This is a genomic window from Streptococcus sp. S784/96/1 (assembly GCF_902729355.1).
GTDB classification, from domain to species: domain Bacteria; phylum Bacillota; class Bacilli; order Lactobacillales; family Streptococcaceae; genus Streptococcus; species Streptococcus caledonicus.
Genome location: NZ_CACVCC010000001.1, coordinates 11,693 through 24,928, shown reverse-complemented (window position 1 = coordinate 24,928; position 13,236 = coordinate 11,693). Strand labels below are relative to the sequence as shown.

At 38.4% G+C, this 13,236-nt stretch carries 9 protein-coding genes; all 9 read right to left on the bottom strand.

The annotated features are described in order from the left end of the window. Positions 1-167: 167 nt before the first annotated feature. The gene (gene glgP / locus GZ996_RS00100; protein ID WP_162011017.1) at positions 168-2,438 is read right to left on the bottom strand and encodes a glycogen/starch/alpha-glucan family phosphorylase; all 2,271 of its coding nucleotides are present in this window, start codon (positions 2,436-2,438) and stop codon (positions 168-170) included. A 55-nt stretch (positions 2,439-2,493) separates the two neighbouring features. Continuing rightward, entirely contained in the window at positions 2,494-4,017 is a 1,524-nt protein-coding gene (malQ, locus tag GZ996_RS00095) for a 4-alpha-glucanotransferase (protein ID WP_338014789.1), read from the bottom strand. 121 nt (positions 4,018-4,138) lie between these two features. After that, positions 4,139-5,158 carry a LacI family DNA-binding transcriptional regulator gene (locus tag GZ996_RS00090; RefSeq protein WP_156805672.1) on the bottom strand — a complete coding sequence of 340 codons (1,020 nt, stop codon included), beginning with the start codon at positions 5,156-5,158 and terminating at the stop codon, positions 4,139-4,141. A 2-nt stretch (positions 5,159-5,160) separates the two neighbouring features. Beyond that, positions 5,161-5,991 (bottom strand): maltodextrose utilization protein malA, encoded by an 831-nt coding sequence (locus GZ996_RS00085; protein ID WP_156805671.1) that lies wholly within the window; start codon positions 5,989-5,991, stop codon positions 5,161-5,163. A 21-nt stretch (positions 5,992-6,012) separates the two neighbouring features. Further along, on the bottom strand, positions 6,013-6,870 hold the full coding sequence (locus GZ996_RS00080) for a sugar ABC transporter permease (RefSeq protein ID WP_162011015.1): 858 nt from the start codon (positions 6,868-6,870) through the stop codon (positions 6,013-6,015). Further along, entirely contained in the window at positions 6,871-8,175 is a 1,305-nt protein-coding gene (locus tag GZ996_RS00075; RefSeq protein WP_156805669.1) for a carbohydrate ABC transporter permease, read from the bottom strand. It lies immediately after the preceding gene. 3 nt (positions 8,176-8,178) lie between these two features. Beyond that, positions 8,179-9,891: a glycoside hydrolase family 13 protein gene (locus GZ996_RS00070; RefSeq protein ID WP_162011014.1), complete on the bottom strand. Its 1,713-nt coding sequence runs from the start codon at positions 9,889-9,891 to the stop codon at positions 8,179-8,181. A gap of 114 nt (positions 9,892-10,005) precedes the next feature. After that, entirely contained in the window at positions 10,006-11,265 is a 1,260-nt protein-coding gene (locus tag GZ996_RS00065) for an extracellular solute-binding protein (protein WP_162011013.1), read from the bottom strand. A 130-nt stretch (positions 11,266-11,395) separates the two neighbouring features. After that, entirely contained in the window at positions 11,396-12,679 is a 1,284-nt protein-coding gene (locus GZ996_RS00060) for an alpha-amylase family glycosyl hydrolase (protein WP_380433636.1), read from the bottom strand. Positions 12,680-13,236: the final 557 nt, after the last annotated feature.

Below are 13,236 nucleotides of genomic sequence, written 5' to 3'. Positions count from 1 at the left end.
TAAGTAGCTTTGATGAACTCTAGTTCTATCGGCAGCTCCTAGCCTTGTCCTATTATTTTCTCAATCCACTATAATTTTTTCTTCTCCCGAGTTATCACAAAAAGCTCCTTTCCAAAATTATTGGAAAAGAGCTTTTTTCTGATAGTAATACATCCAAATGATTATTTTTACAATGAGTTTGAGTGCCAAATGTCTTTGTTGTACTGTTCTATGGTACGGTCAGATGAGAAGAAACCTGCTTTAGCAATGTTTTTAATGACTTTTGTCATCCAAGCGGTTTGATCTTCATAATCAGACAACATTTGTTCCTTGACTCCGATATATTCTTCTAAGTCAATCAAGGTCATGAACCAGTCTTTGTTAAGCAATTCCAGGTAGAGACGTTCCAAGCGTTCCTCATTGCCTAAGTTCAGAAGAAGCGGATTAATAATAAAGTTCACTGCTTCTTTGATGACTGGATGCTCGTCATAATATTTTTTAGAAACGTAACCACTTGTTGCATAAAGGTCAATAATGGTATCGGAATCTTTACCAAATGTATAGATGTTTTCAGCACCTGCTAACTCTGCTATTTCCACATTGGCACCATCCATGGTACCTAGAGTCAAAGCACCATTTAGCATGAATTTCATATTCCCAGTTCCGGATGCTTCTTTTGAGGCGAGCGAAATTTGCTCTGAAATGTCTGTCGCAGGAATCAAATGCTCAGCTACTGTTACATTGTAGTTTTCTACAAGGTGAACATTGAGATATGGGCTTACTTCCGGGTCATTGTTAATCAATTCAGACAAGCATAGGATAAGGTGGATAATGTCCTGAGCAATGATATAAGCTGGTGCAGCTTTACCACCAAAAATAACGGTAATTTTGCGTTTTGGAAGATTGCCACGCTTGATTTCCAAGTATTTATGAATCACGTAAAGGGCATTCATTTGTTGGCGCTTGTACTCGTGGAAACGTTTAATTTGAGTGTCAACAATAGAGTTTTCGTCAAATTCAATGCCTTTATTTTCTTTCAAATAACGTTTAAGAGTTAATTTGTTATTATGCTTGATTTCTGCTAATTTCGCATGCACCGCTTGATCATCAGCAAAAGCTAACAGTTTTTCAAGTTTTGTCGCATCCGTTAAGTAATCATCACTAATCAAAACTTTAATGTAATCAGCCAAATCTTGGTTGGCAAATTCTAACCAACGACGGAAAGTGATTCCGTTCGTTTTGTTGTTGAATTTTTCAGGGTATAACTCGTAAAATCCTTTAAGTTCTGAGTTTTTAAGGATTTCTGTGTGGAGGGCTGCTACACCGTTAACGGATGTTGCAAAATGAATATCCATGTGCGCCATGTGAACGCGGTAATTCTCATCAATGATGTGAAGGGCTACGTCTGGCACTTTTTGGGCAATCATTGCATCCAACTTTTCAATGATGGTCACTAAATGTGGCACCACTTCATTGAGGTAGTCAAGTGGCCATTTTTCCAAAGCTTCTGCAAGGATGGTGTGGTTAGTGTAACCAACCATTTTTGAGACAACTGCTACTGCTTCTTCAAAGTCAAAGCCATGCTTTTCAGTCAAGAGACGAATCAACTCAGGGATAACCATTGATGGGTGAGTGTCGTTGATTTGTACATAAGCATACTCGTGAAGGTCGTGAAGGTTTGAACCACGCTCAATCGCTTCATCAATCAAGAGCTGTGCAGCGTTTGACACCATAAAATATTGTTGGTAAATGCGAAGCAATTCACCATTTTTGTCAGAGTCATCTGGGTAAAGGAAAAGGGTAAGGTTTTTCTGAATCTCTGTCTTATCAAATGAAATTCCATCTTTAATGAGACCGTAATCTAGTCCATCAATGTCAAACAGGTTAAGGTAGTTCTTAGTCTCTTTTTTGTAGCCAAGAACATCAATGCGATCCAAACGAGATTTTAATGTGAAATCTTTGAAAGGCACCTCGTAAGAAATATCTGTTGGAACCAACCATGAATCATTCTCAATCCAGAAGTTTGCTTCTGCTTCTTGTTGGTTTTGTTTAAAGACTTGCTTGAACAAACCACAGTGGTAGTTAAGACCCACACCTTCACCATTTATTGCTAAGCTAGAGATAGAGTCAATAAAGCATGATGCTAAACGTCCAAGACCACCGTTACCAAGTGATGGTTCTGGCTCTACATCCTCAATTTCTGCAATTGATTTTCCAGCTTGTGCCAATTCTTCTTTGATGTCTTTGTAGATACCTAGGTTAATCAAATTATTTGATAAAAGTTTACCAATCAAAAATTCAGCTGAAATGTAGTAAACTTTACGTTTTGCTGTGTTTTTTCCTTTGCTTGCAGCAGCTTCTTTGACAAAATTCAAAAGCGCTACATAGATTTCCTCGTTGCTCATTTGAGCCAAAACGTATCCTTTTGTTTCAAGATAATTCGTAAATGTACCAGACATAATTCCTATTTTGATAATGTTAGCTCCGTTTAAATGCTAACACTCAATCCTTTCTTTATTTCTCTGGAGTACGAGCGTAAAGCTCAGTAATATCTGTTAAAAATGCTTTGCGTTCAGGCGTTAAATCTTCTGCAAGCATACGCCATTGCCAGTTACCACCGACAGTATTTGGCATATTGATACGAGATTCAGCACCCTTATCCAAAATGTCCTGCATACATGCAATTGCCACATCACTAACAGTAGCATAAAGCGTACGCAACATTGCTTGCGTAATTGGCTCATCTACTGAGCGGTGCAAATATTTGTCAACAAAGTTCTGTTGTTCTTCTGATAAATTGTCATACCAACCATTGACCACTTCATTATCATGAGTACCAGTATAGGCAATTGTGTTTGACGTGTAAAAATGTGGAAGATCAAAGCTTTGACCAGTTGTATCAAAGAGACCAAATTCCATAATTTTCATGCCTGGAAAAGCTGTGTCTGCCAATAATTTTTCAGCTTTCTCATCAATATACCCAAGGTTTTCAGCAATAATTGGTAAGTCACCAAGTTCTCTTTTCACTGCATCAAACAATGCAACACCTGGTCCAGACACCCACTTCCCTGGTCGGGCAGTGTCAGATCCTGCTGGAATTTCCCAATAATCTGAAAAACCTTTGAAGTGGTCAATGCGAAGCAGGTCATAAATTTTAAAACTTTCTTTGATACGGTAAACCCACCATGCAAAGTCTGTTTCAGCATGTTTATCCCATGCGTAGATTGGGTTACCCCAAAGTTGACCTACATCTGAAAATTCATCCGGTGGACACCCTGCAATGAAGATTGGTTTCTTATCAGCACTTACTTTAAAGAGCTCAGGCATGGTCCAAACTTCCACACTGTCAGCTGATACATAGATTGGCATGTCACCAATAATTTGAATACCTTGCTCATTGGCATACGTTTTTAAGGCTTTCCATTGTTGGAAGAAGAAATATTGCGTCACCTTGAAATAAGTGATTTTATCTGCTAATTGCTGGCGATATTTTTCTAGAGCTTCTGGTTGGCGTTCCACAATAGACAAGTCGTCCCACTCTTGAAGCGCTCGATTGCCAAAGTGTTCTTTGATAGCCATAAACTCAGCAAAATCAGCTAACCATGACTGCTCTGCCTGTTCAAATTCTGCTAACTGAGCAGGCCCATCCTCACTGGCTAAAAATCCAGCAACCGCTTGTTCTAAAATTGGACGACGGAGTTCATAGATACGTGCGTAATCAACTTCCTCTGGATTATCACCAAAATTGATATTTTCATAAATTGTCGTATCCAAATAACCCGCTTGAGATAATAAATCCAAATCAATCAGATGGGTATTTCCTGCAATGGCAGAAAAAGATTGATAGGGTGAGTCTCCATAACTTGTTGTTGTTAGGGGTAAAATCTGCCAGTAAGTTTGTTTTGTTTCTTTTAAAAAATCTACAAATTGATAAGCCGCTTGACCAAAAGTACCAACTCCCTGTAGTCCTGGAAGAGATGTTACTGACATCAAGACACCACTTAAACGTTTCTTCATACGGAATTCCTCCTGCGATATTCTATAACTATCATAACGCAAGCGTTTGCGCAAGTCAAGCAAATTCTTGTAAATTTACAAAAAAATCTGAGATAACTCAGATTTTTCAGAAAAAACTTACTAAACTATAACTCTTCCTAGTTTAACCTTTTAATAAATTCCTCACGGTTTCTCTTTCTTTCAATAAGAACGGGATGATGACACGTTCTGTATGAGGCATGCGTTTTTCAACCATATCAAGTAAGCGCACAAGGCTTGAACGCCCTAATCTTTTGACATTGATATCAAAACTGGTTAAATACGGATGCATGATTTTAGCATAGACAGAGTTATTGAAGGAAATAATTGATATATCATCTGGGACTTTTAAATCATAGAAAGAAAGGAACTGCATCACTCGTAAGGCCAACATGTCATCGATAACAATCAATGCTGTTATATGATGGTGGTGAATGGTTTCAATAAATTTCTCTAACCCTTCAGGATCTTTACGATTAAACAAGACAGCGGAATGATTTTCTAGCTGCAACTTATTCAATCCCTTGAGGTAACCGATGTAGCGCTCGGAAAAGATTTCACTTTGTAGGTCATCGGTAATAAACAGCATTTTTTCATGACCTCGTTGATTCATGTAATCAACTGCTGTTTTTGACATAAGTTGGTTATCATTATCAACATATGTGACCTCATTTTCAAATTCTTCTGGCTGCCCAACAATAACAAAGGGAATTTTATTTTCCATCAGATAGCGCCGAACAGGATCGTCCGTTGAAGAATAAAGAACAATAAAACCATCTACCAAACGTTGGCGATACATCAACTGAACTTGCTCTTTCAATTCATCAACAGTACTTCCAGTTGCTATTGACACAGTAAAATCGCGTTTTTTCGCCTCATCATTGATAACGGTCAAAATCTCCATAAAGAAGGGGTGCGTCACGCGCTCTTCATTAGAAAGAGGCGGAAAAATCACACCAACAGCATGTGTTAGACCACTAGCTAGCATCTTCGCAGCCACATTTGGCACATAGCCAAGCTCTGCCATTGCCTTCTTCACTTTTTCTTTTGTTTTTTGTGAAATAGTCGAACTGTCTTTTAACGCCCGACTCACTGTCGAGGCATTAACGCCAGCCCGCTCTGCAACATCTTTAATCGTAACCATACTTATTTCCTCAATTGTTTATCACGAAATCCCGTGCGATATAATACTACCATTAGCATTAAAATACTACCAAATACTTGCGTGTTCATAACCATGATAGGATTTTCTACTAAACCTGTCAAATTGGCTAACACTGCTAACAGACTTGGAAGACCTAGACAGTTGGCCAACAAGCCTACACAGCCTTTAAAAGTTTTCAAATCAAAGATGCCTGCTTTACGTGTTAAATAAAGCGTAACTCCTCCTGCAATGACAACTAAACCACTTCCAAGATAAAGTAGTGCTGCATAGACAAGCATAACAAAGACGAAAACTTCTGCTCTATGACTATTGTACCATTGTTGGTTTAGGAAGTCTAAAACAGCGTTCCGGCTCGTTAATTGTGACAAATTGTATTGCCCTGAAAGAAAGCTCTCAATAACTGAACCATTCGGGTAGTAAAAATACCATTTATCAGTCGTTAACACGATACCATACTTCTGTGATTGGGCTAAGGCTTCCTGTGTTTTAGCATCAGGAAGAACCGCTATAACAGCTTCTTCTGTCTCAATCAACTGAGATACTCCTGAAAAACGGCCTTCTTGAATACTTCCACCTCGCAGAGCCGGATAGGTCTTTTCGGTCACCGCAGCTAAACCATTGTCAACAATTCGGTCAATCTGATACGTCTCCATACCAGCATAATGAAAGCTGACAGGCATTAAGATGAGGGCATTTAGAAAGATGACAATCACAAGTAATTGCCACCAAGAATAAGCCGTTCGCCCCGCAAACATGTTGCGAGGCGTCAGCATATTGGTCACATAAGAAAAGGGAAATTTCTGAGATAACATGGTAAACTCCTTGACTTCTCCCTAACCTTTTGTACCTCCGTTTGTCAAACCTGACACGAAATTCTTTTGCAGGAAGAAGAATAATACTGAGATAGGGACGGCAATTAAGATGGCTCCTGCAGCAAATAAGGTTACTTTTTGGTTTTTAGCATCAGAAATAAAGGTTTGTAACCCGACAGCTACAGTATAGTTTTCTTGAGAACGAAGCAAGAATTTAGCAAGCATGTAATCACCAAATGGTCCCATAAATGCCCAGAGGGCTTGCACGGCAATCATTGGCCTTACTAGTGGTAAGACGATTTGAGCAAAGATACGTAAGTGCCCTGCGCCATCTAATTTAGCTGACTCATCCAAGTCATAAGGCACCGTATCAAAATAGCCTTTCATCAACCAGGCATTCATCGGGATACCGCCACCGACATAAATTAAAATCAAGAACCAGTATTGATTTAAGGCATTAAAGAGCCATGCCATAACAAAGTAAGCGGTCAAGGCTGCCATTGTTGGTACCATTTGGATAATTAAGAAGAACATCAAGCTCTTTTTGCGTCCAATAAAATTATAACGGCTGTAAGCATAACCTGTCAAGGTAATAACCGTCACCTGAATCAGCATCGTAAAGAAGGCAACTATCAAGGTATTGAAATACCAGGTACCATACAAGGTTTCGTTAAAAAGTCTTTGAAAGTTAATCAGAGACCACTCAGTATCAAAATTAAGGGTAAAGGCTGTGACATTTCCTGCCCGAAAGGCTGAACTAACCGTTACCATCAGTGGGAAAAGAATAATCACTGCTAACAGAAGCAAGTAGGCATACGTCCAAAATTGCATCCAAAAGCGTTTCATTTTAAGTGAACTGTTTACACGAGTTTTAGCCATTTACTTGTCCCCCATGTCAAATGCATTAAATTTCTTAAAGCTAATCAAAGATACTGAAATGACAATCAATGAAATAACCAAAGTAACGGCTGATGCCATTGAGAATTGTGGTGAGGTCTGAGTTGTCAATTTGTAAATCCATGAAATCAAAATATCTGTTGCACCAGCACCACCACCTACAGACCCAGGTCCACCGTTATTGAAGAGGTAGATAATTGAGAAGTTATTAAAGTTAAAGGTGTATTGTGAGATGAAGGTTGGAGCAGCAACTGCCAAAATCATTGGCAAGGTAATTTGACGGAACTTTTGCCAAGCACTAGCACCGTCAACAGTAGCAGCTTCATACAGATCGGCTGGAATAGATTGTAAAATCCCTGATACTAAAACATAGATATAAGGGAACCCTAACCAGCCCTGTACCATGATTACAGCAATTTTTGTAAAGGTTGCATCGGTTTTCCATGGGATAATCCCAAAATCTAAGAATGGTAATAATTTTTCAATAAATGGTAAAACTTGAACATTCATGGCACCGATTGAGTCATTGAAGAAATTTCCAAAAGTCATGATTGAAATAAATGCTGGTACAGCCCAAGGGAGTAGGAAAATCACTCCGAATAGACGTCTAAACTTAATAAAGGATTGATTAGCAATAATAGCTGTTGCTACGCCAATCACAATTTGCAGTGTTGAAGCAGCAAACGTCCAAATAAATGTCCAACTTAATACTGAACCAAAAGCTTTACGGAAAGTGCTTAATTGTACCATATTCATAAAGTTTTTACCGCCCACCCAATCCAATAATTTCTGTGGTGGAATATGGCGAAAATCATAATTGGTAAAAGCAATAAAGAGAGTTACCACTACTGGAAAAACAATCGCAAAAGCCATTGCAAGATACGCTGGGATGATTAAAAGATAAGGGAATCCATTTTCATAAACCCCATCCATCGTCTCTTTTAGACTCAATGGTACCTTCTCGCCACGATTGAGTCGCTCTGCTGTTAACTTAGCATCACGTATACTTGCCGCATGGATAAGCACCATTACAATCGTCAAAATGAGTTGCATTGACCCCTTAATTAAAAGAAATAGCGAATGATCAACAACGGGCCTATCTCCTAGAGTAATCAAGCCAATCAGTGCTGGAATACCAAAGACGAGCCACTCGACAAGCTCTAGCCCAAAAACAGCTAATAACATCAGCCCTTTGGCAGTTTGCTTATTATATAACTGTCCTAGCCCTGGAACAGCTCCTAAAAGCATAGCTACATTTGGATTTTGTTTTGTGGTTGACTTAATCATAGTTCAACTCCTTTCCGTTTCATATTTCAATAAAGCAAAGCCTTTTGGCAATAGTTCTTGACCTTTTTTCAAATGGTTTAATAAACACTCTACTTGAGGAAGTGGGTGGTTTTCGTTACCACCATTTACCCTTAACTCAATAGTAACACCGGCTGTATGACGTTTGAGCATAAAGACACCATTATCTGCTACCATTTCAGTAACTCCCTCTTGAAGACATTTCTCTGTTTTTCGCAATCTGAGGATATCACGCACCGTCACCCAGAACGGATTGGTAGTGCCAACTTTTTCCCAATCAAATCCTCGGCGACAATCGGGGTCATAGCCTCCTGCCATCGCAATCTCTGTTCCATAATAAAGACATGGACTTCCCTCAAAAGTTAACAAGATAGCCAAAGAGAGTAACAAATCATCTCTATCGCCTCCTAATTGATTGAGAAAACGATGCGTGTCATGTGAATCTAGCAAATTCAAATTCATCTGATTGACCTGCCAAGTATTTCGCATTCTCAAATTTGTCAAGGCTTCTGCAAGCCATTTGCCATCGTATGCCTTTTTGGTGACATAGTCTAAGATAGCCTTACTGAAGGCATAGTTCATAATACTATCAAATTGATCTCCTTGAAGATAAGGGTAAGCATCGTGCCAATTCTCACCGATAATTACAGCTTCTGGGTTAGCATTTTTTACCACTTTTCGGAACTGTCGCCAAAATTCATGCGAAATCTCATCCGAGACATCCAAACGCCAGCCATCAATATGGTATTCTTCAATCCAATATTTAGCAATATCTAGTAAATATGCCTGCACCTCTGGATTTGAGGTGTTCCATTTAGGCATCTCTGCTACCGTTGCAAAAGTTTCATAATTCAGCGGTTTCATAGTTGGGTAATCGCCATCAATCATAAACCAATCATAATATTTCGACTCTCTACCATGTACCACCACATCTTGAAATTCTGGCAAGAGATGACTGGAATGGTTAAAGACAGCATCTAGGACCACTTTAATCCCTCGATAATGTGCTTCCGCAATCAATTCTTTCAAGGCCATAGATGTTCCAAATTGTGGGTCAATGGCATAGTAATCACTGATATCGTATTTATGATTGCTAAGTGATTGGAAGATTGGCGTAAGGTACAGAGCTGTGATACCTAAATCTTCTAGGTAATCCATTTTTTGCGTTATCCCCGTCAAATCACCACCCGCAAAACTACGCGGTGTGGGTTTATCGGACCAAGCCATATCAATGTAGCTGTCATCTTTCTCAAAATCCCCACGCGCAAAGCGATCAATGAAAATCTGATAAAAGGTTCCTTTCCCCATCCATTCTACTGGGCGATGAATATCTACCGCATTGACATAAGGCATTTGGAAATAAGTTTGGTAACTCAAGTCAAAATCATAGACATCAAAGAAACCTCCTTCGCTATAATAAAATTCTTCCTCACCCTGTTTCACATGAAAAATGTAAGCAAGCCGTACATCTTCAAGAGGAAGGCAAATTTCATAATATGCATGTAGATGATCACAGCCAACAAAAGGCAGAGGAATGCGTTGTTGACGCTTATAATATTCATATTTCATCCCATAAACTAAGGTAACCTGAGCATCTTTATCTTCCTTAGCAAGTCGTAATCGAATCACTAACATTTTATCTGAAATCGCAAAACAATAGCGAGAATCTGGCTCATGGTAAATCGCCGCTCTATTCATGATTTATCCTTTTCTAATCTCAAGCGAGAGCTTCTTATCTCTCTGCCACAACAACTGAGACAAAGAGATAAAAAGCTGAACAGAAATGTTCTGAATCAGCTTTTTACATGTTCATTATTCAGAATATTTTTGTTCGATAGCTTCTTTAATCGTAGATACAGCTTCTTTTGCTGCTTCTTCTGGTTTTTTATTACCAGATGCCACATCGAAGAAGAGTGTTGCTGCTGGTTCCCAAACTTCTGCCATTTGTGGAATATTTGGCATAGGTTGAGCGTTAGCAAACTGTGCGATAACAGCGCTTGTCAACTCATTACCTTTAGCAGTAGCGTACTCGCGAGCTTTAATATTTGCTGGGATTTCTTGAGTTGCGTCATAGAAGCTAGATTGATTTGCTTCATTTGTAACATAATCTAAGAATTTTTGTGCAACTTCCATATTTTTGCTGTAGTTTGAAACAACCCATGCTTTACCACCACCGAAGGCTTCGTATTTACCACCGTTAGCAAGTGTAGGGATTTGTGCAGCACCCCAGTTGACACCAGCCTCTGTTAGTGAGGCAGCTGCCCATGGACCGTCAATGATTGCTGCTGTTTTACCAGTTGTAAATTGTTCAGTGATGAAATCACCAGCTTTAGTTGCATCTTGCATACCTTGTGGCCAAGTATCGTACCAAGATTTCGCATAAGTCAACCCTTCAACAGCACCCTTATTAGCCAAACCAAGGTCTGAAGCTTTTGTGCCATTTTCACCAAAGACATAACCACCATAACCTGCTGTCAAGCCGTAAGCATAATAGAAGTTTGTCCAGTTAGCTAAGAAACCAACAGCTTTGCCATTTTCACCTGAAAAGGCATATTTAGCATCTTTTTGAAGAGCCATTAACTCATCAAATGTTTTTGGAGCTTCTTTTATAAGGTCTTTATTGTAATATAGAATCAAGCTTTCAACAACCGCTGGCGCTCCATAAATTTTACCATCAAGTGTTACTAATTTTTTAGCTGTCTCATCATAATCAGCTTCATTTCCAAGTTTAACTTCTGCAACTTGTCCATCTGCGCCAAGACCACCTACACGGTCATAGGGAGCTAAGAAAACATCTGGAGCAGCACCTGTTGGACCGTCAGTAGATAATTTATCAAGGGTGTCAATCATTCCTTCTTCCTTGATTTCAATATCTACACCATTTTCTTTTTCAAAATCTGCTTCAATAGATTTAATGTAATCAACATATCCTGTATCCACAGATACCACTATTTTTTTATCTTCTGAGGCAGTCTTTTCTTTATCTCCTGAACCACTACTACAAGCAGCCAAAGTCACTGCTGAAGTCAATGTCACTGCACCAAATGCAAATTTTTTCCAATTCCATTCCATAAATGGGTCCTCCGTAATAGGTTTTGTTTTAACAATTTAATTATAGCAAACACTATATTTTTGTGCAAGCGTTTTCCGTTATTTTTTTACTTTTCTAAAAAATCTTATTTTCTACCTAAAAATTTCTATATCACTCAGTAATTGACAAAACAATTACTTCTTTTGATATCAACAACTCATGGTTGACAATATTGACTTTTTCGCCATTAAATACATTTTCATAACTACCGTCTGCTAAATCTAATGAAACTTTAACTTCTTTCCCTTTAAAAGAAATAATGACAACAATCGCTTGTTTATCTGTTTTATGAGTTACTATCACTAAATCGTTTTGGTCATCAGCAACTAATTGGTAATCGCCCTGAATTGGTAGCATTTTCTTAATGTGAGCCATCTTTGTCAAATATTCTGAAATATCTTCACCAGACCAATTAATCGGATCATTTTCAAAAAGACTCGGAATTGTCAAAGCTTGTCGTTCTTGTCCATTATAAATAAGCACAGCTCCTTTTTGAAGGTAATTAAATGCTGTCCATCTCAAAAGCTCATCTTTATCCGAAATCAAGTCTGCTGCTCTGCGATTATCATGATTTTCAAGATTACGAAGTTTAATATAATTAGCCGGGAATATAACCTCTTGTAAATTCAGGCGATCAATATAAGCTGATAATGGTATTTTCCCTTCCAGATAGTCCACCCATAGGCCACGAACATCGTAATCATAAGCCATGTCAAAGACTTGAAAAATCTCACTATCGCTAAGTGCTGTAAGACCTTGACTACGCATATATTTAATAAAACCTGGCTCAATGCTTTCTGAAAGCCAAATCACATCTGATTTAACCTGTTCAACTTTCTGACGAGCTTCTTTCCAAAATTCTAATGGAATCAGCGGAGCGACATCACAGCGGAAACCATCAACACCTCGGTTAACCCAAAGTTTTAAAGTCTCAATTTGATAATCCCACAGGCCACGATGCTCATAATCTAAATCAATAATGTCAGACCAGTCTCCAACACGATTTCCAAATGAACCATCCGGTTTGTGATAAAACCATTCTGGATGTTCCTGAGCTAAAATCGAATCTGGCGAGGTGTGATTGTAAACAATATCAATCATTACTTTCATCCCACGATCATGAATTTCTGAAACCAATTCTTCAAAATCCTCTAAAGTTCCAAAATGATTATCTACTGATCGGTAATCCTTAATAGCATATGGCGAACCGACCGTCCCTTTTCTTGCCACTTCTCCATTTGGATAAAATGGTAAGAACCAAACAATATCTGTCCCCAATGCTTTAATACGATCCAATTCCGGAATAACTGCTTTAAAGGTTCCTTCTTCAGAAAAATTGCGTACATAGAGCGAGTAAATCACCGCTTGACGTAAGTTGATGTCTGTCGTTTTCACGTCCATTCCTCCTTAATACATTCTCTTCATTAGTGTACCAAATATGCAATTTTTACGCAAGCGGTTTCTGTATTTTTGTAGTTAATCATGATTAAAAATATTTTTCATCCAGTTATGACCATCCGCACAGCCGCTAATCATTTTCTTCGCTCAATAATAAACTAAGAGTTACTAACATCTGCAATATTAAATGTAGCAGATAAAATCACATCTCCATCCTTATTTGAACCAGAGAGATACCCTAAACGATACCGCATTAAGGTTTTTAGTTACGGCATTCGAAATTGTTAAATTTCTGAGTTTTCCCAGCTATATTTCTAACACTTTTCCACAAGGTTGAAAACATTAAAAGTATGAAAGGGCGACATTATCCACTAAAGTGAAACAGAAGCCATAATTTCAACATTTTGTCGTCTCCTTATTATCTCAATTTTAAGCTTCATCTCTACAATGTTCAACAGACTTGAAATAGCTTTATTGATACCGACTTTACAAGATTGATCTATCCTTTTTTTCAATTTCTTGTATAGTAGAATGAAACTAAAACAGGACACCAT

What these genes read in the sequence shown, in the direction of transcription:
- GZ996_RS00065 (WP_162011013.1), bottom strand. Translation starts at nt 11,265, where the DNA reads ATGGAATGGAATTGGAAAAAATTTGCATTTGGTGCAGTGACATTGACT.
- GZ996_RS00075 (WP_156805669.1), bottom strand. Translation starts at nt 8,175, where the DNA reads ATGATTAAGTCAACCACAAAACAAAATCCAAATGTAGCTATGCTTTTA.
- glgP (WP_162011017.1), bottom strand. Translation starts at nt 2,438, where the DNA reads ATGTCTGGTACATTTACGAATTATCTTGAAACAAAAGGATACGTTTTG.
- GZ996_RS00070 (WP_162011014.1), bottom strand. Translation starts at nt 9,891, where the DNA reads ATGAATAGAGCGGCGATTTACCATGAGCCAGATTCTCGCTATTGTTTT.
- GZ996_RS00085 (WP_156805671.1), bottom strand. Translation starts at nt 5,991, where the DNA reads ATGTTATCTCAGAAATTTCCCTTTTCTTATGTGACCAATATGCTGACG.
- GZ996_RS00090 (WP_156805672.1), bottom strand. Translation starts at nt 5,158, where the DNA reads ATGGTTACGATTAAAGATGTTGCAGAGCGGGCTGGCGTTAATGCCTCG.
- GZ996_RS00080 (WP_162011015.1), bottom strand. Translation starts at nt 6,870, where the DNA reads ATGGCTAAAACTCGTGTAAACAGTTCACTTAAAATGAAACGCTTTTGG.